Origin of the sequence: Pseudomonas sp. FP2196 (assembly GCF_030687715.1) — a bacterium.
Lineage (GTDB): Bacteria > Pseudomonadota > Gammaproteobacteria > Pseudomonadales > Pseudomonadaceae > Aquipseudomonas.
Genome location: NZ_CP117445.1, coordinates 4,242,426 through 4,262,893 on the forward strand (window position 1 = coordinate 4,242,426; position 20,468 = coordinate 4,262,893).

Annotated in this window: 17 protein-coding genes; 11 read left to right on the forward strand and 6 right to left on the reverse strand. The window is 58.7% G+C overall.

Annotated elements, in window-relative coordinates:
* The first annotated feature begins 276 nt into the window (after window positions 1-276).
* From PSH79_RS18915 to PSH79_RS18950, 8 genes are all read left to right on the forward strand, one after another.
* Window positions 277-591, forward strand: coding sequence for a YqjD family protein (locus tag PSH79_RS18915; protein WP_305438968.1), 315 nt, complete (start codon window positions 277-279; stop codon window positions 589-591).
* A 2-nt stretch (window positions 592-593) separates the two neighbouring features.
* Complete coding sequence (locus PSH79_RS18920; RefSeq protein WP_187679558.1) at window positions 594-980, forward strand: phage holin family protein; 387 nt, start codon at window positions 594-596, stop codon at window positions 978-980.
* Window positions 977-1,315 (forward strand): hypothetical protein, encoded by a 339-nt coding sequence (locus PSH79_RS18925; RefSeq protein ID WP_187679559.1) that lies wholly within the window; start codon window positions 977-979, stop codon window positions 1,313-1,315. The genes PSH79_RS18920 and PSH79_RS18925 overlap by 4 nt, the downstream gene beginning before the upstream one ends.
* Before the next feature lie 125 nt (window positions 1,316-1,440).
* A complete protein-coding gene (locus PSH79_RS18930) occupies window positions 1,441-2,604 on the forward strand; it encodes an EAL domain-containing protein (protein WP_305438970.1) in 1,164 nt (387 codons plus the stop codon).
* A 70-nt stretch (window positions 2,605-2,674) separates the two neighbouring features.
* Window positions 2,675-4,003, forward strand: coding sequence for a deoxyguanosinetriphosphate triphosphohydrolase (locus PSH79_RS18935; RefSeq protein ID WP_305438971.1), 1,329 nt, complete (start codon window positions 2,675-2,677; stop codon window positions 4,001-4,003).
* A gap of 390 nt (window positions 4,004-4,393) precedes the next feature.
* A complete protein-coding gene (locus PSH79_RS18940) occupies window positions 4,394-5,020 on the forward strand; it encodes a response regulator transcription factor (protein WP_305438972.1) in 627 nt (208 codons plus the stop codon).
* 8 nt (window positions 5,021-5,028) lie between these two features.
* Window positions 5,029-8,673, forward strand: coding sequence for a transporter substrate-binding domain-containing protein (locus PSH79_RS18945; RefSeq protein ID WP_305438974.1), 3,645 nt, complete (start codon window positions 5,029-5,031; stop codon window positions 8,671-8,673).
* 47 nt (window positions 8,674-8,720) lie between these two features.
* Window positions 8,721-11,666 carry an HD domain-containing phosphohydrolase gene (locus PSH79_RS18950; RefSeq protein WP_305438975.1) on the forward strand — a complete coding sequence of 982 codons (2,946 nt, stop codon included), beginning with the start codon at window positions 8,721-8,723 and terminating at the stop codon, window positions 11,664-11,666.
* On the opposite strand, the gene PSH79_RS18955 is transcribed toward PSH79_RS18950, so the two are convergent.
* Both PSH79_RS18955 and PSH79_RS18960 read right to left on the reverse strand, forming a co-directional pair.
* Entirely contained in the window at window positions 11,667-12,149 is a 483-nt protein-coding gene (locus PSH79_RS18955; RefSeq protein ID WP_305438976.1) for a GAF domain-containing protein, read from the reverse strand.
* Window positions 12,146-13,036 carry an ATP-binding protein gene (locus PSH79_RS18960; RefSeq protein ID WP_305438977.1) on the reverse strand — a complete coding sequence of 297 codons (891 nt, stop codon included), beginning with the start codon at window positions 13,034-13,036 and terminating at the stop codon, window positions 12,146-12,148. The genes PSH79_RS18955 and PSH79_RS18960 overlap by 4 nt, the downstream gene beginning before the upstream one ends.
* A gap of 166 nt (window positions 13,037-13,202) precedes the next feature.
* On the opposite strand from PSH79_RS18960, the gene PSH79_RS18965 reads away from it, so the two are divergent.
* Window positions 13,203-15,524 carry a response regulator gene (locus PSH79_RS18965; RefSeq protein ID WP_305438978.1) on the forward strand — a complete coding sequence of 774 codons (2,322 nt, stop codon included), beginning with the start codon at window positions 13,203-13,205 and terminating at the stop codon, window positions 15,522-15,524.
* Here PSH79_RS18965 and PSH79_RS18970 read toward each other — a convergent pair.
* The 3 genes from PSH79_RS18970 to msrB all read right to left on the reverse strand — a co-directional run bounded on the left by PSH79_RS18970 (window position 15,508) and on the right by msrB (window position 17,045).
* Window positions 15,508-15,969 (reverse strand): MarR family winged helix-turn-helix transcriptional regulator, encoded by a 462-nt coding sequence (locus PSH79_RS18970; protein ID WP_305438979.1) that lies wholly within the window; start codon window positions 15,967-15,969, stop codon window positions 15,508-15,510. The two genes, PSH79_RS18965 and PSH79_RS18970, sit on opposite strands and share 17 nt — an antisense overlap.
* Window positions 15,966-16,451, reverse strand: a complete 486-nt coding sequence (locus tag PSH79_RS18975; RefSeq protein ID WP_123534912.1) for a glutathione peroxidase — start codon at window positions 16,449-16,451, stop codon at window positions 15,966-15,968. The genes PSH79_RS18970 and PSH79_RS18975 overlap by 4 nt, the downstream gene beginning before the upstream one ends.
* A gap of 198 nt (window positions 16,452-16,649) precedes the next feature.
* Entirely contained in the window at window positions 16,650-17,045 is a 396-nt protein-coding gene (msrB, locus tag PSH79_RS18980) for a peptide-methionine (R)-S-oxide reductase MsrB (protein WP_305438980.1), read from the reverse strand.
* A gap of 223 nt (window positions 17,046-17,268) precedes the next feature.
* On the opposite strand from msrB, the gene PSH79_RS18985 reads away from it, so the two are divergent.
* Window positions 17,269-18,480, forward strand: a complete 1,212-nt coding sequence (locus tag PSH79_RS18985) for a pyridoxal phosphate-dependent aminotransferase (RefSeq protein ID WP_305438981.1) — start codon at window positions 17,269-17,271, stop codon at window positions 18,478-18,480.
* Between the two features lie 304 nt (window positions 18,481-18,784).
* Entirely contained in the window at window positions 18,785-19,672 is an 888-nt protein-coding gene (gene htpX, locus PSH79_RS18990; RefSeq protein ID WP_007908619.1) for a protease HtpX, read from the forward strand.
* 127 nt (window positions 19,673-19,799) lie between these two features.
* Here the strand turns inward: htpX and PSH79_RS18995 are convergent, their stop codons facing one another.
* Entirely contained in the window at window positions 19,800-20,456 is a 657-nt protein-coding gene (locus tag PSH79_RS18995) for a thiopurine S-methyltransferase (RefSeq protein WP_305438983.1), read from the reverse strand.
* Window positions 20,457-20,468: the final 12 nt, after the last annotated feature.

Sequence of the window (20,468 nt, forward strand, 5' to 3'; positions counted from 1 at the left end):
ACCAAAGCAGTTCATGCGAGCATTTCATGCACCAAGTTGCGACCACGCAGTCATGGATCCGGATGTCCAATGAACCGCTTTGGCGCACAAGGTCGATGCTCTGATACGAACCGTGGTTATTTGAGTTAAGGTTTTCCCGCTTGTACGCTCAGCAACAGCGCACGACTGTCGGGCGACGCACCACGACATAGCAAAAGCTGTACCAGTCATTTGTACTGAACCTTCGCGCAAGGCTCATACTCGAACGCTTCAGACGCCACTTACGGAGATCCACCCATGGCCAGCATCAAGGCAAAGACTGCTCAAGAAATCCTGATGAACGACTTCCAGACATTGGTCGCCGACACCGAACGGTTGCTCGAGCACACCGCCACTCTGGCCGGCGATCAGGCTGATGAGCTGCGTGAACAGATCCACGACAGCCTGCTGCGTGCACGGGAAACCCTGAAGCTGACCGAAGACACCCTGCGCGAACGCGGTCAGGCGGCGGTCACCGCCACTGAAGACTACGTGTCGTCCAACCCTTGGCAATCCGTCGGCATCGCTGCCGGTGTAGGTTTTCTGATCGGCCTGCTGGCTACTCGGCGCTGATTATGTCGATCGGTGAATCCGGCCCGGCTGCGGGCACCACTTCCTCCACGCGGCGCCTGGGCGCCGCTGTCCTTGGCTTGCTGCACAGTCATGTCGAATTGTTCGGCATCGAATTGCAGGAGCAGAAAGCACGTACCGTCAGCCTGTTGCTGTTCGCAGGCTTGGCCTTGGTGTTTGCCCTTCTGTTGCTGGTTGGTTTGTCGACGTTGGTGTTGATCGTGTTCTGGGACACCTATCGTCTGCCCGCGATCATCGGTCTGTGCGTGTTCTACACACTGGCGGCCGCGTTCTGCGGGGTGCGCCTGAAGGCTGCGGTCTTCGATGAATCCTCGCCTTTCCACGGCACGCTCGAAGAGCTGGCCAACGACCGGGAGCGTCTGCTGCCATGAGCCTGCCTGAACTTCCACATAACAGCTCTCGTCGGGAAATGCGCAAGGCACTGATCCGCCTGCGCATGGAAATGCATCGTCAGGAAATCCGTCACGAAGCCGGGCAAGTGCTGCAACCCTTGCAGCGCATGCGCGGCATGTCGCAAAACCTGCAAGGCGGATTCGGCATCAAACACGCGCCGTTGTGGGGCGTGGCCGCTGTCACCCTGCTGGGATTCATCACCGGTAAGGGCGCGAAAAGCGGCGGCGTCGGTGGCCTGACCCGACTGGTTCGCCTCGGTACCAGTCTCGGGCCACTGATCAAACTGGTCATGCAGAGTTCGGGCAAACGCTGACCTCTCGCAACTGGCTACATTCTTGCTATACGTTCGGGATGAACCTCTTTCAAGAAGAGGTTCAATCCTGAACGCCTACCCGGTCGGCAGGTTTTAACCAGAACAAGAACGACTAAGGAGGCCCCGTGATCGACGGGCAACCGCTCGCCTGTTTTCAGCCTTTCATCGATACCGCCACCGGACGCATCGCCGGCGTCGAAGCCTTGGGCCGCCTGCGCCAGAGCGATGGACAATTGACCTCGGTCGGGCCACTGTTCGCTGACCCGCGCACGCCGGCCATGGCCCTGCGCCGCCTCGACCGGCAGATCCGCGACAACGCCCTGAGCCGTCTGCATGAAGCCCCGACTGACTGGTTTCTCAGTCTCAATATGTCGCCGCGCTGGATCAGTCGCCTGCGCCCCGACCAGGCCCTGCCCAGCCTCAAGCAACTGGCACGACACAACGTTGATCCACAGCGCATTGTGTTCGAGATCACCGAACTGGGCGGCAATAGTCAACGTCTGGCCGAAGTGGTTGCGCGTTATCGCGAGGCCGGGGCGCGGATTGCCATTGATGATTTTGGCGCCGGATATTCGCAACTCGATCGGGTGCTGGCGCTGCAGCCGGACATCCTCAAGCTCGACATGCGACTGTTTCAGGCTGCCGCGTTGGGCGGGCCGAGCAGTGATGTGGTCAAGGCCCTCGCACAAATGGCCGAAAAAACCGGCTGCTGGATCATTGCCGAAGGGGTCGAAACCGAGGCGCAGCTGAATTTCGCTCTGGAATGCGGATCGCGCTACGTGCAGGGTTTCCTGTTCGCTCGGGCGCAGGAGGCGTTCTTTGCCACCGACGCCTTTGTGCATCGCTTTGCCGAGCTGCGCCAGCGATACGTTCAGCAGAAGCTCGCCGAGCGTGGGCGATTGATGCAGATGCGCCAGCAACTCAGTGAATTGATGGCGATCCTGCAAAAATGGGCGCAAGCCCGTGCGCCACTCAGTTCATTGCCGCACCTGGAGGCATTTCCATGGCTGCTGCGGTTTTATCAGTGCGACCGCCACGGCACGCAACTGACCCCCAATCTGGAATGGCGCCACAACGGCTGGATCGCCGACAACCGCTATCTGGGACACAACTGGTCGTGGCGTCCGTACTTCTATCATCTGTTGGCCGAAGGTTGGGACGAACGGCGTCTGACCCTCTCCAATACCTACCGAGATGCCACCAGCAATCAGTATTGCCTGACGGCCGGGCAGTTCTTCGACAATGGCGAACGCCTGCTGTTGATCGATATCGATGCAGCGGGATTGTAGTTCCGCTTGCAGGCATACGGCTGAACCGGGAAGCTAGGTCAATTCAGTCACCTGACGGAGAGAATCAGCCTTGGATTGGCAAACACTGCTCAACCGCGAACGCCTCGGAAAGCCGCTGTACAGCCCGCAAGAGCTTGGCCGCAGCCCTTTTCATAAAGACCATGACCGCATCATTTTCTCGGGAGCTTTCCGTCGCCTGGGCCGTAAAACCCAAGTGCACCCGGTCACCAGTAATGATCATATCCACACACGCCTGACCCACTCGCTGGAAGTCAGCTGCGTGGGCCGCTCGCTGGGCATGCGCGTTGGCGAAACCCTGCGCAGTGCCCTTCCCGACTGGTGTGATCCTGCCGACCTGGGCATGGTTGTGCAGTCGGCCTGCCTGGCTCACGACATCGGCAATCCGCCGTTCGGCCATTCCGGTGAGGACGCCATTCGCCACTGGTTTCAGCAAGCGGCCGGGCGTGGCTGGCTGGACGGCATGAGCGAAGCCGAGCGCGGTGACTTCCTTAATTTCGAAGGCAATGCCCAGGGCTTCCGCGTGCTCACGCAGCTTGAGTACCATCAGTTCGACGGTGGCACCCGCCTGACCTATGCCACCCTCGGCACTTATCTGAAGTATCCGTGGACGGCTCGTCACGCCGACTCCCTCGGTTACAAGAAGCACAAGTTCGGCTGCTATCAGAGCGAACTGCCGCTGCTTGAGCAAATTGCCCACAAGCTCGGCCTGCCGCAACTGGAAGACCAACGTTGGGCGCGCCATCCTTTGGTGTACCTGATGGAGGCCGCTGACGACATCTGCTACGCGCTGATCGACCTCGAAGACGGTCTTGAGATGGAGTTGCTGGAGTACGCCGAAGTCGAATCCCTGCTGCTCGGCCTCGTGGGCGATGATTTACCGGAAACCTATCGCCAACTCGGCCCGCAGGATTCGCGGCGGCGCAAACTGGCAATCCTGCGCGGCAAAGCCATCGAGCATTTGACCAACGCCGCGGCGCGGGCCTTTGTCGAGCAACAGGACGCACTGCTCGCCGGTACGTTGCACGGCGATCTGGTCGAGCACATGCACGGCCCGGCCAAGCGGTGTGTGCTGAACGCCAAGGACATTGCGCGCAAGAAGATCTTTCAGGACAAACGAAAAACCCTGCACGAAATCGGCGCCTATACGACGCTGGAGATTCTGCTCAATTCGTTCTGCGGCGCCGCGCTGGAACAGCACAATGGGCGTACTCCGTCGTTCAAAAGCCGACGTATCCTCGATTTGCTGGGCAACAATGCGCCGGACCCGCAAGGTTCATTGCACACATCGTTTTTGCGCATGATCGATTTCATCGCGGGCATGACCGACAGCTACGCCAGCGACATGGCGCTGGAAATGACTGGGCGCTCCAGCCACTGATCCAGCGTATTCAGCCGGCCGGTACCGCCGGCAGGCTGATTACCTGTCGATCATTTTCTACCTGCAATGTCATTTTCGACGAGTGCATTTAGCCGTTTTAAGCCGGGATATAACGGCAAAACAACCAACAACAAAAAAGCCAAGAATCAGCACACTTAAACAGTGATGAAATAACTATTGACATCCAGCACTTGCAAAACAAACACAGCCAACTATAAGCCGATACCATCCCTGCACTTCCTTACGTTGATCCTAGTTTGGCCGTAGTCCCTTTCCTCATTAATTGTAGGAATTATCCGATAACGCGACTGGAGCCAAGTCAGTTCATGCGAGTGTTCATTCATCTGAGCTAAGGTGCGCGCTTTATTCGTGCTTGTATGGGATTTGATTATGAACTCCGTTTTTATTGTTGACGATCACCCGGTCATCCGTCTCGCCGTTCGCATGCTGTTGGAACATGAAGGTTATAAGGTCGTCGGTGAAACCGATAACGGGGTCGATGCCATGCAGATGGTGCGCGAGTGCATGCCAGACCTGATCATTCTCGACATCAGTATCCCCAAGCTCGACGGCCTGGAAGTGCTGGCCCGCTTCAACGCCATGAGTTCACCATTGAAGACCCTGGTACTGACCGCCCAGTGTCCGACTTTATTCGGTATTCGCTGCATGCAGTCCGGCGCGTCAGGATATGTCTGTAAACAAGAAGACTTGAGCGAACTGGTCAGCGCGATAAAGGCAGTACTTTCCGGTTACAACTATTTCCCCAGCCAGGCGCTGAATCCGGTGCGCAGCGACGACATTCGTTACGCAGAACTGGAACTATTCAAATCCGTCAATGATCGGGAGTTGATGGTATTGCAGCTATTTGCTCAGGGCCGTACCAACAAGGAAATAGCCAAGGGCATGTTCCTCAGCAATAAAACCGTCAGCACCTACAAAAAACGCCTGATGCAAAAACTAAAAGCCAGATCACTTGTAGAACTTATCGAGATGGCCAAACGTAACGCACTCGTGTGAGAGCCCGCATGCCCAGTCGTTTAAAGGACTATTTAATTGCGTTGTGCGCCGGTCTGTACTTGAGCGCCAACGTGTTCGCCATGCCTGGCGCTTCAGCGGACTATGTCTTGCTCAGCCGGTCGGCAAGCGAGTCGGTTCCGGTCGCGCTCGAACAGTCCCAACGGCAGTGGCTGCATGAACGCAGCGAACTGATACTCGGCACTTCCGCGCCCGACTACCCACCCTTTGACATGACCGTCAGCGGAAAGGAGTACGAAGGTTTGACGGCTGACTACGCCGGAATCCTCAGTCAGGCCACCGGTTTGCCAATCCGGGTGCAGCGCTTCCCCTCCCGGGATGCTGCGATTCGCGCGCTGGTCGACGGCCAGGTCGACCTGCTCGGCACAGCCAACGGCTTCGAGGCGAGCAACGCCAGCCTCGCGCTTTCCACCCCCTATGCCATTGATCAGCCTGTACTCGTCACCCGCGAGGGCGAAACCCGCTCACTGAGCGAAGGCCTGGCGGGGCTGCGACTGAGCATGGTCTATCACTATCTGCCGTTGCCCGAGGTCAAGGCGCTGTATCCAAAAGCGCTGATTACCTGTTATCCCTCCTACCAGAATGCAATCAACGCCGTGGCATTCGATCAGGCCGACGTGTTTCTCGGCGATACCATTTCCACGCACTACATGATCAACAAGGGCTACCTCAACAACGTGCGCATGGCCAATTTCGGCAAACAGGAAGCCCAGGGATTCGGCTTCGCCGTACGCCAAAACAATCCGCACCTGTTGGGCATCATCGACACCGTACTCAAAGCGGTGCCAAGCAACGAACGCGACAACATCGCCAAACGCTGGAGTGCCGGCAGCGACCTGTTGCTCACCGATCAGAAAATGCAACTGACCCAGCGCGAAGAGGCATGGCTCAAACAGCACCCTGTCGTGAGGGTGGTGGTCAATGAGGCGTTTGCGCCGCTGACCTTCTTCGACAATGATGGAAATTTCCGCGGCATCAGCGCTGACTTGCTCGAACTGATCCGATTACGCACCGGCCTGCGTTTCGAGATCCGCCGCAGTCGCAACGACGCGGACATGATCAAGCAACTCGACAGCCATCAAGCCGATCTGATTGCAGCACTGCTGCCGACCGCCGAACGCGAAAAAGCCCTGAACTTCAGTCGCCCTTACCTGGAAAATTCCTATGTCTTGCTAACCCGCAAGAGCGCCGACGGCCCAACCAATCTGGGCCAACTCAAAGGCAAGCCGCTGGCTATCGCCCAAGGCAACCCGATGGTCGAGTACCTGCGCCGAGAGTTTCCACTCATTCGTTTGATCGAAACGGCCGATACCTTCAGCGCCGTCTCGTTACTTGCCGAGGGGCATGTCGACGGCGCGGTGAACTCGCTGGTGATCGCCAATTACTTCATTTCTTCGCGGATCTTTGACCATCCATTGCAGATCACCACCACCATCGGCACCGGTCAGGCCGCGTTCTCGTTGGCGACCGCTCGCGACAACAAGGAACTGGCCTCGATCATCGACAAAGCTCTGCTGAGCATTGCCCCGGAAGAGCTGGGTGTGATCAATGGCCGGTGGCGCGGTTACGCCACCGCCTCCCAGAATATCTGGCACAACTACCAGCGTCTGTTCTATCAAATGATCACTGCCGCTTGCATGGTTCTGCTGCTGTTGCTGGCCTGGAATGCTTATATGCGACACCAGATCAAACAACGCCAGGCGGCCGAACGTGCGCTTAACGACCAGTTCGAATTCATGCGCTCGCTGGTCAACGGTACGCCGCATCCGATCTACGTTCGCGACCGCCAGGGCCTGTTGCAAAGCTGCAATGACAGCTACCTCGAAGCGTTCAATGCCAAGCGTGAGGACGTTATCGGCAAAAGCGTCATGCAGGGCACCCTGAGCAACGCTTTCGAGGCACAGGCCTTCCAGGCCGATTATCAGCGCGTCGTCGCAGAAGGCACTCCGCTGGTGCTCGACCGGCCGCTGCATATCGGCAACCGCCGCCTGACGATCTATCACTGGATACTTCCCTATCGCGACTCCAGCGGCGATGTAAAAGGCATCATCGGTGGCTGGATCGACATCAGTGAACGCCGCCAGCTGTTCGAAGACCTTCGCGCGGCCAAGGAGCAGGCGGATGAAGCCAACCGCGCCAAAAGTACGTTTCTGGCCACCATGAGCCATGAAATCCGTACCCCGATGAACGCAGTGATCGGCATGCTCGAACTGACGCTCAGACGCATGGACACACAGCACCCGGATCGTTCGTCGATCGATACGGCCTACCATTCGGCAAAGGATCTGCTGGGCCTGATCGGCGACATTCTCGACATTGCACGGATCGAGTCGGGGCGCCTGAGCCTTTGTCCTGAACGGGTCAATCTGGTCGACATGGTGGCGTCGGTTGCCAGAATCTTCGACGGCCTCGCCCGACAGAAGAATCTTGCCCTGCAAGTCATCGTCAACCCGCCGGACCTGGCGGTCGATGTCGATCTGGACCCGCTGCGCTTCAAGCAGGTGCTGTCCAATCTGGTCAGCAATGCCATCAAGTTCACCGAGCACGGTCACGTCAGAATTACCCTCGATCTCATGAACACGGAGATGCCTGCACGGGCACTGATGCAACTGACCGTACAGGACAGCGGCGTCGGTATCAGTGCGGAAGATCAGCAACGTTTGTTCGAACCTTTCGCCCAAGCGGAAAACAGCCATCAGCAAGCCAGAAGCGGCGCGGGTCTGGGCCTGGTCATCAGTCGCAACCTGTGCGAAATGATGGGCGGTCAGCTGCAATTGAGCAGCCAGCCCGGAATCGGCACTCAGGTCTGCGTTTCGCTGCCGCTGGAAACTCTGCCTGTCCAGGTGAGCGCGACCAGAAACGAAACCGCGCTCAAGACTTCGCTGACGCCTCTGCGGGTGCTTGTGGTCGACGACCACCCGGCCAACCGCCTGTTGATGTGTCAGCAACTGGAATTCCTGGGCCATCACTTCAGCCTCGCCGAGAACGGCCGCAGCGGACTTGAACGGTGGATGGAAGGCGGCTTTGATCTGGTGATTGTCGACTGCAACATGCCATTGATGAACGGTTATGAGCTGACCCGTGCCATTCGCCAGCAGGAGCTGCAGAACCGCTGGTCGCCCTGCACCGTGCTGGGTTTCACGGCCAATGCGCAACCCGAAGAAATACAACGCTGCAAACAGGCCGGCATGGACGACTGCCTGTTCAAACCCTTGAGCCTGAGTCTCCTCAGCCAGTGGGTCGACGGCATCACTCCAGTGTCGCAGCCTGCGGCATTCAACCTGCAAAGCCTTAACCTGTTGACCGGCGGCAACCCGGCACAGGCCCGAAGACTGCTGGTCGAGCTGCTAAAAAGCAGCCGTCTCGACCGACAGGAACTGCTCGCGCTATCGCCGCAACAAGATCGCGGGGCGTTGGCCGTAGTCGCTCACAAAATCAAGGGTGCCGCGCGCATCGCGCAGGCGACGCAGGTGATCGAATGTTGCAATGCCCTTGAACAGGCCTGCGCGCAGGCTTTGCCAACAGATGAGATCGCCCGCCTCTGCGAGGCGAGCAACAGGGCGATGCTCGAACTGGAGCAAGCCTTGCAACAACAATTGGCGTTGTCTGACCAAAGCACAATGAGCTTGCCTTAACTATGCTTGGCGCTGAGCAGTGAGTTAACCATCATGGAGAACCCGAAATGCCCAGCTCACTGCAACCAGACCAACGCCGCTTTCCGCTGCACGTGCACATCAGTGTGATGTTCACGTTTCTCCTGTTACTTACCGGCGTGGTGCTGGGACTATTCAATTATCGCCAGACGACGCAGATCATCCTGTCGAGCAGCGAGAAACTGTTCGATCGGATCGAGCAGGAAGTGCGCTTGGACATGTCCGCCACCTATCAGCCGATTCGTCACCTGCTGAGCCTGCTGGCAGACAATCCCGCTACCCGGGCTTCGGGGCTTGAACAACGATTGCCGCTGCTCAGGCCGTTCAGCCAGTCACTGACGGACAATCCGAACCTCGCTTCGCTGTATCTGGGTTATGCCAACGGCGATTTCTTCATGGTGCGCCCGCTACGCAACGCGGCCCTGAAAACACTGCTCAGCGCCCCCGAAACGGCGGCGTATCAGGTCTGGAGCATCGAGCATGACCCGCGCGGCGAAGTGCGCTCGCAGTCACTGTTCTTCGATCAGGCATTGACGCCGATCAGCCGGCAGGACAATCCCGGGGATCCCTACGATCCGCGCGACCGCGCCTGGTTCATCAATGCCCGCCAGCAAACCGAACAAATCACCACAGAGCCCTACGTCTTTTTCTCAACCCACAACGTCGGCACTACGTTGGCCCGACGCAGCGGCGAAGACGCGGTCATCGGCGCCGATCTGACGCTGGCAGCCCTGTCTGCCACCTTGCATAAACATGTCGTCACACCGTCCACCGAAATCGCCCTGTTCGATTCCGACGGCAACGCCGTGGCCTACCCCGACAGTAGCCGACTGATAGTCGATGACAGCACCGCACGCCTGGCAAAAGTGGCTGACTTGAGTCCGAGCCTCAATATGCTGCTGTCCGCTGAGCACACCGGCAATCGTCTGAATGCCGATGGCCGGCAATGGATTGTCGCCCGCAGCAGCATTCAGGAAGGCGGTCCGAAAGGTTTGCAGCTGGCATTGCTGGTGCCGGAAGACGAATTGCTGGCCGATGCCTATCACATGCGCTGGCAAGGTGCGCTGATCACCCTCGCCACTTTGCTGTTGTGCCTGCCACTGGGCTGGCTGATCTCACGAATTCTGGTCAAGCCATTGCACGCGCTGGTCAAGGAAGCCGATGCGATTCGCAGTTTCGACTTCAATTTTCCGCTGGCTCGACGCTCGCCGGTGCTGGAAGTCGATCAGTTGAGCGTGTCGATGGCGCGGATGAAAGACACCTTGGCGAGCTTCTTCCGGATCACCGACAGTCTGTGCGCCGAAACCCGATTCGCACCGCTGCTGCAACGGGTGCTGTTTGAAACGGTGCAGATCGCCCAGGCTCAGGCAGGGCTGATTTATCTGCGTGAACACGACGGCAGTCGCATGGAGCCTTACGGTCTGGTAATCGATGGCGCGCCACAAGCACTGGAGGCGTTCGACATTCAGGGCCAGGACCTGCAAGAGCGCGCGGGTCCGGCGTGGTTTGAACAACTGGTCAGCGCCGACAACGTGGTGAGCAACTTTGGTTTCGAAAACGCCGGGGATTTACAGAAAGTGCTGCTGGCAATGGCAGCGCCGAGGATCCATCTCATCGGTATCCGTCTGCGCAACCGCCACAACGAAACCATCGGCCTTTTGATCCTGTTGATCAACGACAGCGGCACCCCGGCCGATCTGGAAAAACTGCGCCCCGACCGTATCGCCTTCTTGCAAGCGGTGTCCGGCGCTGCGGCGGTGAGCATCGAGAGCCAGCGCCTGCAAGCCAGACAGAAGCAATTACTCGATGCCTTCATTCAGTTGCTCGCCGGGGCCATCGACGCCAAGAGCCCGTACACCGGCGGACATTGCCAACGCGTACCGGAACTGACGCTGATGCTCGCTCAAGCGGCGGCAGCGAGTCGGGCGCCCGCCTTCAGCACTTATCAGCCCAGCGAAGACGAATGGGAAGCCTTGCACATTGCCGCGTGGCTGCACGACTGCGGCAAGGTCACGACGCCAGAATACGTAGTCGACAAAGCCACCAAACTGGAAACCATCAACGACCGCATCCACGAGATCCGAACCCGTTTCGAAGTGCTCAAGCGCGATGCCTGGATCAATTACTGGCAGGCGCTGGCCCTGGGTGGAGACGAAGCGACCCTGGCCGAAATGCGTGAGCAGACCTTGTGCGCACTGGACGCAGACTTTGCCTTTGTCGCCCGTTGCAACCTGGGCAGCGAAGCGATGGCCGAGGAAGATTTGCAGCGTCTGAAGGATCTGTCCCAACGCACCTGGCTGCGCACGCTGGACGACCGCTTGGGCGTGTCGTGGGAAGAAAACAAGCGTCAGGCCCGAACCCCTGCGCCAAACTTGCCGGTCAGTGAAAAGCTGCTGGCGGACAAGCCTGAACATTTGCTCGATCGCGATAAAAACGAGTTGATCCCCGAAGACAATCCGTGGGGCTTCAAGCTGGATGTGCCGCGCCACAAATACAATCGCGGCGAGTTGTACAACCTGAGCATCGCCCGCGGCACACTGACCCGCGAAGAGCGCTACATCATCAATCACCACATGGTGCAGACGATCATGATGCTCAGTCACCTGCCCTTCCCCGGCCACCTCGACAGCATTGCCGAAATCGCTGGTGGACATCATGAAAAAATGGACGGCACCGGCTACCCGAAACGCCTGAAGCGCGAAGAAATGAGCCTGCCGGCACGGATGATGGCGATCGCCGATATTTTTGAGGCGCTGACCGCTGCCGATCGCCCGTACAAGAAAGCCAAGTCATTGAGCGAGGCATTGGGAATCATGGCGACCATGTGCCGCGAGGCACATATTGATGCGCAGCTGTTTGGCTTGTTCATCAATGACGGCGTGTACATGCAGTACGCCGTGCGTTTTCTCGATCCACGGCAGATCGATACGGTGGATACGGCCAGCCTGTTGCACAAGGCTGGCCTGAGCGCATGATCAGCAGTCGGTCAGTCGCAGGAAGATCGCCGCCAGGTGCTCGATGCCGGCTTGGTCGTGCACACCGAAACGAGCGAGTTTCGGGCTGTCGAGGTCCAGAACACCGATCAGGCGACCGTCCTTGACCAACGGCACCACCAGTTCGCTGTTCGAAGCGCTGTCACAGGCGATATGGCCGGGAAACGCGTGCACATCTTCAACCCGCTGTGTCTGCAGGCTGGCCGCCGCCGCGCCACACACGCCGCGCCCAAACGGAATGCGTACGCAAGCAATCTGGCCCTGGAACGGGCCAAGCACCAGTTCTTCGTTGCGGTTCAGGTAGAAACCGGCCCAGTTCAGGTCATCGAGCTGGTTGAACAGAAACGCCGAAAACTGCGCGGCGTTGGCGATAAAATCGCGCTCATCCGCCAACAGCGATTCCAGTTGTGCAGCCAACATGCCATAGCCTTCGAGGCCCTGGCCGCTTTGTTGCAAATCAATCATGGCTTGTGCTCCAACAATTTCAGTCCCACCCAGTAACGGGCGAATTGGTATGCGCAACGTCCGTTGCGATTACCGCGGCCGGTGGCCCAACGCACGGCGAGGATGTCCAGCTCTTCGTCGCGCTGCCAGCTCAGACCGGCCTTGGCGGCCAGTTGGCCGACCCAGTGTTCGACGACGTTGAGGAAGTGTTCTTGAGTAAACGGATAAAACGACAACCAAAGACCAAAACGGTCCGACAGCGCGATCTTGTCTTCCACCGCTTCGCTGGGGTGCAGTTCGCCGTCGACGCGTTTCCAGTTTTCGTTGTCGCTTTCCTTCTCCGGCACCAGGTGACGACGGTTGGAAGTGGCGTACAGCAAGACGTTGTCCGGCGCCTGTTCCAGCGAGCCGTCGAGCACGCTTTTGAGTACGCGGTAATCGCCCTCACCGGATTCGAACGACAAGTCATCGCAAAACAGCACAAAGCGTTGCGGCAGTTTGCCGATCTGCTCGACCACCCGCGGCAGATCCGCCAGATGATCGCGTTCGATCTCGATCAGGCGCAGGCCGGCAGCGGCGTGTTCCGCCAGCAAAGCCCGCACCAGCGAAGACTTGCCAGTACCGCGCGAGCCCCAGAGCAACGCGTGGTTGGCCGGCATGCCATCAAGAAATTGTTGGGTGTTGCGCCCCAGTTGTTCGAGCTGACGATCAACACCGATCAGGTCGGACAGGCGCATGTCGAGGCTGACTTCCAGCGGCAGCAGATAGCCGCTGCGGCCGTCGCGTTGCCAGCGCGCGGCCAGACAAGTGCCCCAGTCGATCACCGGCCGTGGTGCCGGCAACAACGGTTCGATCCGCGCCAGAACCGACTCGGCGCGTTCAAGAAAAGCATTCAATCGGGAATCCACGTCTTTTCCTCGGGCACGTTCACAGTGATGATGGCGATCCAGCGACGACTCGCGGATCAAAATTCCCGCCCCGTGCCTTGTTACAAGGCGATTCGGGAACCTCGGTATCGATACATGATCGACTATGCTTGAGCAGCGAAGGGAAACGGAAGTGGTTCAACACCCCATGGATATCAAATTCACCCACCGGCTGTCGTACAAACAAGCCAGGCTTACTGTGCTGGTCGGGTTCATTCTGGGCACGCTGCTCAGCCTGCTGCAAATCGGCATCGATTATGCCAGCGAAGACGCCTCCATCAACCGTGAAATCATGTCTTTGCTGGAAATCAGCCACAACCCGGCATCACGTATCGCCTACAACATCGATGCCGAACTGGCTCAGGAACTCACCCTGGGCCTGTTGCGTTCACCGGCAATCATTTCGGCGCAGTTGACCGACAACAACAATACCGTGCTGGCCAGCGTCAAACGCCCTGAGCTGCAAAGCAGCTATCGAATGATCAGTGACTTCCTGTTCGGTGCCAAACGCCAGTTCGAAGATCGCCTGTATCTGGACCATCTACCCAACGAATCGCTGGGTGTCTTGAGCCTGGAAGTGGACACCTATGCCTTCGGCAGCCGCTTCCTGCGCCGGGCCGAGATCACCCTGCTCAACGGGTTCGCCCGCAGCCTCATCCTCACCGGGCTCCTGTTGGCGCTGTTCTACGTGATGCTCACCAAACCGCTGGTGCGGGTGATTCGCGAACTCAGCGGGCGCGATCCGCGCAACGCCGAAGCGACCACGCTGGAGTGTCCGGCCGGACACGCCAACGATGAAATCGGCGTACTGGTCAAAGTCGCCAATCAGCAATTCGAGAACATCGCCACCGAGATCCAGCAGCGGCGCAACGCGGAAAACCGTCTGACCGACTACCTCGGCCAACTGGAAACCATCGTTTCGGCGCGAACTGCCGAACTCAAGGCCATCAACGCGCGGCTCAGCCAGTCCAATGCGGAACTCGAAGTCGCCCGCAGCACGGCGCTGGAAATGGCCGAAGCCCGCTCGGCGTTCCTCGCCAACATGAGCCATGAAATCCGCACGCCGCTCAACGGCCTGCTGGGGATGATTGCGTTGTCGCTCGACGGGCCACTGAACGCCGAGCAGCAGCAACAACTGTCGATCGCCCACGACTCGGGAAAAGTGCTGGTGGAGTTGCTCAACGATATTCTCGACCTGTCGAAGTTCGATGCCGGGCAACTGGAGCTTGAACACATTCCGTTCGATCTCGGCTCATTGATCGAAGACACCGCCAACCTGCTCTCGCAAAACGCGGCGCCGAGCGTCGAGCTGACCTGCCTGATCGATCCGCATTTTCCGGCGCTGGTACTGGGGGATCCGACCCGGGTCCGACAGATCGTCAGCAACCTGTTGTCCAACGCGCTGAAATTCACTCGCTTCGGTCGGGTCGATGTGCGCTTGTCGGCCTACCAGGATGGCGTGCGTATCGAAGTCTGCGACACCGGTATCGGCATCGCCCAGGAAGCCCAGGTGAAAATCTTCCAGCCGTTCACTCAGGCGGGCGCAGGTATCACCCGTCAGTATGGCGGCACAGGTCTGGGGCTGGCGCTGACGTACAACCTCTGTGAAGCGATGCGGGGGCGCCTGACCATCAGTTCCGAGACCGGTTTCGGCAGTCAGTTCTGCGCCGAACTGCCACTGCCCTGCCATACCCGCGCGCTGGCTCCGGCGCCGCTGCGTGGCAAAATACTCGCCATCACCCCGGCCAGCAGTGGCCTCGCCGAGCTGTTGCAAAGTCTGCTGCCGGTCTGGGGGCTTGAATATGCACAACGCACCATCGACGACTCGCTGCTGGGTGTGACGCCGGACGTTGTGATTACCGATTGTCCGGAGTGTCTGTTCGGGCTGCGTCCTACACTCGGCACGCCCATTCTGCTGGTGACGGCCTATGGCAGTTTTCTGCCCAGCGAAGAGGCGACAGCCCTCGCCCCACTGCAACAGCAGGCACGACCGCTGGCGCGTAACGCGCTCTACCAGAACCTGCGACGGACCCTGCAACCGGACCTGGCCACTATCAGCGACGCACAGCTGGAAACTTCGCCATCCATACAACGCGGTCGGGTGCTGCTGGTCGAAGACAACCCGGTCAATCAACTGGTCGCCAAAGGCATGCTCGGCAAACTCGGCTGTGATGTCATCGTCGCCGCCCATGGCGCCGAAGCACTGGATCAGTTGGAATATCACGCCTTCGATCTGGTGCTGATGGACTGCAACATGCCGGTCATGGATGGCTACGAGGCGAGCCGACAGATCCGCCAGAGCGGGCGATGGCCGGACCTGCCAATCGTTGCCCTGACGGCCAATGCCATGTCTGAAGAACGCGAACGCTGCAGGGCCGCGGGCATGAGCGACTATCTGGCCAAGCCGTTTCGCCGAGAAGAACTGGCGGCGTTGCTGGATCAGTGGATTCCTACTAAGACAGCGCCTTGATCTGCCCCAGTAACTGATCGAGACCGTCGCGCAATTCGTTGAGCCGGTCCAGATCGACCCCGCTGTCGCACAGCAGGCGGGCCTTGAGCGGCCCGACCTGCTCGCGCAGCAACTGCCCTTCTGGCGTCAGACTCAAATGCACTTCACGCTCATCGCGCGCCGAGCGCTGACGCTGAACCAGTTGCAAATGCTCCAGACGCTTGAGCAATGGCGTCAGCGTTCCGGAATCCAGCGTCAGACGCTCACCCAAAGCCTTGACGGTCGGTTGCTCCGGCGTGCACTCCTGCCATTCCCACAAAACCAGCATCGCCAGATATTGCGGATACGTCAGGCCAAGCTGATCAAGCATCGGCTTATAGCCGCGAATCACCGCCCGGGACGCGGCATACAACTTGAAGCACAACTGACTGTCGAGCTTCAGCGAATCGACGGTCAGTTTACTCATTTGAGCAGGGCTTCGATCTCGCGGCTCAGATCCTGCGGCTTGGTGGCCGGGGCGAAGCGCTTGACCAACTGACCGTCCTTGCCGATCAGGAACTTGGTGAAATTCCATTTGATGCCTTGGGAACCGAGCAGCCCCGGTGCACGTTTCTTCAACTGCACGAACAGCGGATGGGCACCGGCGCCGTTGACTTCGATCTTCTTGAACAGCGGGAAGCTGACACCGAAATTCAGTTCGCAGAACTCGCTGATCGCGCCCTCGTTGCCCGGTTCCTGCTTGCCGAACTGGTTGCACGGAAAACCGAGCACTACCAGACCTTGATCCTTGTAGGTCTGCCACAGCGCTTCCAGACCTTTGTATTGCGGGGTGAAACCGCACTTGCTGGCGGTATTGACCACCAGCACGGCTTTGCCGGCGAAATCGGCCAGGGTCTTTTGCTCACCCTTGATGGTGGTGCACGGGATATTCAGCAGGTTGTCGCTCATTGTCGGCGCTCTGAAATCAGGAAGAAGCCGTAAAAATAGCGAGCAATTCAATTGCGTGCAATTTAATTAATAGGATTACCCCGCGTAGGAGCTGCCGAAGGCTGCGATCTTTTGATTTTGTTTTTAAAGACAAGATCAAAAGATGGCAGCCTTCGGCAGCTCCTACAGAACGTCAATCAAACCGCTCGATTGTGCAACTTATTCGCGAGGCACCAGATCTAGGCACACCGAGTTGATGCAGTAACGCAAACCGGTCGGTGGCGGGCCATCCGGGAACACGTGCCCCAGGTGCGCGTCACAACGGGCGCATTTGACTTCGGTGCGTATCATGCCGTGGCTGATGTCGCGAATCTCGGACATGGCGCTTTCACCGATCGGCGCGTAAAAGCTCGGCCAGCCGCAGCCGGAATCGAATTTGGTCTTGGAATCGAACAGCGCCTCGTTGCAGCAGACGCAGTGGTAAACACCGTCGGTTTTGGTGGCGTTGTATTTGCCGGAGAACGGTCGCTCGGTCGCACTGAGGCGGCAAACCTCGTACTGCTGCGGATCGAGCATGGCTTTCCATTCTTCCAGAGTTTTTTCCAACTTTTCCATCATCACACCTCAGCGGCTGAAAAAGCCCGATCTGTACCTTTTCCACGGATCGGGCGGCACGTATGATTGCGCCTCGTCACGCGCCAGTCTGGCAGCCAGACCGGGCGCATTCAAACGGATTCTCGGAGCCACGGCTCAGACGTCCGCCTGTGTGAAGACGCAGGAATCCCAGTACGGTTGTCCATCCGCCGCCTGGATCGTTCATTTTCGGGATCACATCGCCATGCAGTTCAGCAAATCGAACAAGCTCGCCAACGTCTGCTACGACATTCGCGGCCCGGTGCTCAAGCACGCCAAACGTCTGGAGGAGGAAGGCCAGCGCATCCTCAAGCTGAACATCGGCAACCCGGCGCCGTTTGGTTTCGAAGCGCCGGACGAAATCCTTCAGGATGTGATCCGCAACCTGCCGACCGCGCAAGGCTACAGCGACTCCAAAGGTCTGTTCAGCGCGCGCAAGGCCGTGATGCAGTACTACCAGCAAAAGCAGGTAGAAGGTGTCGGTATCGAAGACATCTATCTGGGCAACGGCGTGTCCGAGCTGATCGTGATGTCCTTGCAGGCACTGCTCAACAACGGTGACGAAGTGCTGGTGCCCGCGCCGGACTACCCGCTATGGACCGCCGCCGTCAGCCTGGCCGGCGGCAACGCTGTGCATTACCTGTGCGACGAAGGTGCCGACTGGTTCCCGGACCTGGCCGACATCAAGGCCAAGATCACCCCGAACACCAAGGCCATGGTGATCATCAACCCGAACAACCCGACCGGCGCGGTGTATTCGAAGGAAGTGCTGCTGGGCATGCTCGAGTTGGCCCGTCAGCACAATCTGGTGGTGTTCTCCGACGAAATCTACGACAAGATTCTGTACGACGACGCCGTGCACATCTGCACCGCTTCGCTGGCTCCGGACCTGCTGTGCCTGACCTTCAACGGTCTTTCCAAATCCTATCGCGTGGCCGGTTTCCGCTCCGGCTGGATCGCGATTTCCGGGCCAAAGCACAATGCCCAGAGCTACATCGAAGGCATCGACATGCTGGCCAACATGCGCCTGTGCGCCAACGTGCCGAGCCAGCATGCCATTCAGACCGCACTGGGCGGCTATCAGAGCATCAATGATCTGGTGTTGCCACAGGGGCGCCTGCTGGAACAGCGCAACCGCACCTGGGAGCTGCTCAACGACATTCCCGGCGTGAGCTGCGTCAAGCCAATGGGTGCGTTGTACGCCTTCCCACGGATCGACCCGAAGGTCTGTCCGATCCACAACGACGAAAAATTCGTCCTCGACCTGCTGCTCTCCGAAAAGCTGCTGGTGGTGCAAGGTACAGCGTTCAACTGGCCGTGGCCGGATCACTTCCGCGTCGTCACACTGCCACGCGTCGATGATCTGGAAATGGCAATCGGCCGTATCGGCAACTTCCTCAAGTCATACCGCCAGTAACTGGCCAGCAGTGCGCAACAGTCCAATTGTTGCGCACTGTCTGATTCAGCAACACTTCTGCGTTACCCATATCCACACGCCTTCTACACTTGCGTTTCGTACCGCTCACCTGCGCCTGACGCAATGGCGACGGGTCGCAACTGCCCGTCGTCCGTGTCCGTGCCTGTCGTGGGAAATAGGTTGCGCACGGAGGAAACTGCTGTAGGACACAGTTTGAAATAGTCACCCGGTTGAATAGCCCGGTGCCGCACCTTATATACCCCGCAGTACGCTACATCTTTAGCTTGAGGAGATTTCTACAACCATGATGCGCATCCTGCTGTTTTTGGCCACTAACCTGGCGGTCGTGCTGATAGCCAGCATCACCCTGAGCCTGTTCGGCTTCAACGGGTTCATGGCGGCCAACGGGGTTGATCTCGACCTTAGTCAGCTGCTGGTTTTCTGTGCGGTCTTTGGTTTCGCCGGCTCGCTGTTCTCGCTGTTCATCTCCAAGTGGATGGCGAAGATGAGCACCGGCACCCAGATCATCAGCCAGCCACGTACCCGGCATGAGCAATGGCTGCTGCAAACCGTTGAGCAATTGTCCCGCGAAGCCGGGATCAAGATGCCCGAAGTCGGTATTTTCCCGGCCTACGAAGCGAACGCGTTCGCCACTGGCTGGAACAAGAACGACGCATTGGTCGCGGTCAGCCAGGGCTTGCTCGAACGGTTTTCGCCCGATGAAGTGAAAGCCGTGCTGGCCCATGAAATCGGCCACGTCGCCAACGGTGACATGGTCACTCTGGCGCTGATCCAGGGCGTGGTGAACACCTTCGTGATGTTTTTCGCGCGGATCATCGGTAACTTCGTCGACAAGGTGATCTTCAAGAACGAAGAAGGCCAGGGCATTGCCTACTACGTGGCAACCATCTTCGCCGAGCTGGTACTGGGTATTCTGGCCAGCGCGATCGTCATGTGGTTCTCGCGCAAACGCGAATTCCGCGCAGACGAAGCCGGTGCACGTCTGGCTGGCACCAGCGCAATGATCGGCGCCCTGCAACGCCTGCGCGCCGAGCAGGGTCTGCCGGTGCACATGCCGGACACCCTGAACGCCTTTGGCATCAACGGTGGCATCAAGCAGGGCTTCGCCCGCATGTTCATGAGCCACCCGCCGCTGGAAGAGCGTATCGACGCATTGCGTCGTCGCGGTTGATCAGACTGGCGTAAAAACAAGAAGGCCCGCAGTGATGCGGGCCTTTTTTATTGCCTTGAAAAATGGGTTGTTCTGACTGGCCTCATCGCTGGCAAGCCAGCGATGAGGCCGGAACAGCCAACACAAACTACAGAGGCGAAATACGGTAAACCCGCTCCTCCAGCCGCGTCACCCCGGCCTGCAGAAACTTCCCGCTCTCACTCAGCACATTCTGCTCTTCCAGCACCCGCACCTGCCAAGCACCGCCCAGCAACCGCTGCACCTCATCATCCACCACCGCAAACGGCGGCCCGGGCATCTGCACCTGATCGTAATCCAGGGTAATCAGCAACCCTTGCACTCCCTGCGGCAGGATCTGCTGAAGATGCGCCACATAACGCTCACGCATCGGCGGCGGCAAGGCTATCAGCGCCGCCCGGTCGTACAGCGCCGTGCAATCAGCCACATCCTCTGCCGTGAGCGTGAAGACATCACCGCACCACAATTCAATGGAGTCGGCGCGATAGACCTTGAACCCGTCTTTCTCGCTAATCTGCGGCTGTACCTGATGCTCACTGAAAAAGGCCTCAATGGCCTTTTCCGACAACTCAATCCCGAGCACCTGATGGCCACGCCCAACCAGCCACAGTAAATCCAGACTTTTCCCACACAACGGAACCAACACCCGCGCCTGCGCAGGGATCAGGATATCCGGCCAGTGCCGCTGTAGATGCGGGTTCACCTCAGGCAAATGAAAACCGATCTGGTTCGAAGCCCACTTCTTGTGCCAAAACTCAGGCTGCATGAATCCCCCTAA

Excerpts from the sequence above, each read along its gene's own strand:
- PSH79_RS18945 (WP_305438974.1), top strand. The coding sequence starts at position 5,029 with ATGCCCAGTCGTTTAAAGGACTATTTAATTGCGTTGTGCGCCGGTCTG.
- PSH79_RS18940 (WP_305438972.1), top strand. The coding sequence starts at position 4,394 with ATGAACTCCGTTTTTATTGTTGACGATCACCCGGTCATCCGTCTCGCC.
- PSH79_RS18955 (WP_305438976.1), bottom strand. The coding sequence starts at position 12,149 with ATGATTGATTTGCAACAAAGCGGCCAGGGCCTCGAAGGCTATGGCATG.
- PSH79_RS18975 (WP_123534912.1), bottom strand. The coding sequence starts at position 16,451 with ATGAGCGACAACCTGCTGAATATCCCGTGCACCACCATCAAGGGTGAG.
- msrB (WP_305438980.1), bottom strand. The coding sequence starts at position 17,045 with ATGGAAAAGTTGGAAAAAACTCTGGAAGAATGGAAAGCCATGCTCGAT.
- htpX (WP_007908619.1), top strand. The coding sequence starts at position 18,785 with ATGATGCGCATCCTGCTGTTTTTGGCCACTAACCTGGCGGTCGTGCTG.
- PSH79_RS18965 (WP_305438978.1), top strand. The coding sequence starts at position 13,203 with ATGGATATCAAATTCACCCACCGGCTGTCGTACAAACAAGCCAGGCTT.
- PSH79_RS18925 (WP_187679559.1), top strand. The coding sequence starts at position 977 with ATGAGCCTGCCTGAACTTCCACATAACAGCTCTCGTCGGGAAATGCGC.
- PSH79_RS18995 (WP_305438983.1), bottom strand. The coding sequence starts at position 20,456 with ATGCAGCCTGAGTTTTGGCACAAGAAGTGGGCTTCGAACCAGATCGGT.
- PSH79_RS18985 (WP_305438981.1), top strand. The coding sequence starts at position 17,269 with ATGCAGTTCAGCAAATCGAACAAGCTCGCCAACGTCTGCTACGACATT.
- PSH79_RS18950 (WP_305438975.1), top strand. The coding sequence starts at position 8,721 with ATGCCCAGCTCACTGCAACCAGACCAACGCCGCTTTCCGCTGCACGTG.
- PSH79_RS18920 (WP_187679558.1), top strand. The coding sequence starts at position 594 with ATGTCGATCGGTGAATCCGGCCCGGCTGCGGGCACCACTTCCTCCACG.
- PSH79_RS18970 (WP_305438979.1), bottom strand. The coding sequence starts at position 15,969 with ATGAGTAAACTGACCGTCGATTCGCTGAAGCTCGACAGTCAGTTGTGC.
- PSH79_RS18915 (WP_305438968.1), top strand. The coding sequence starts at position 277 with ATGGCCAGCATCAAGGCAAAGACTGCTCAAGAAATCCTGATGAACGAC.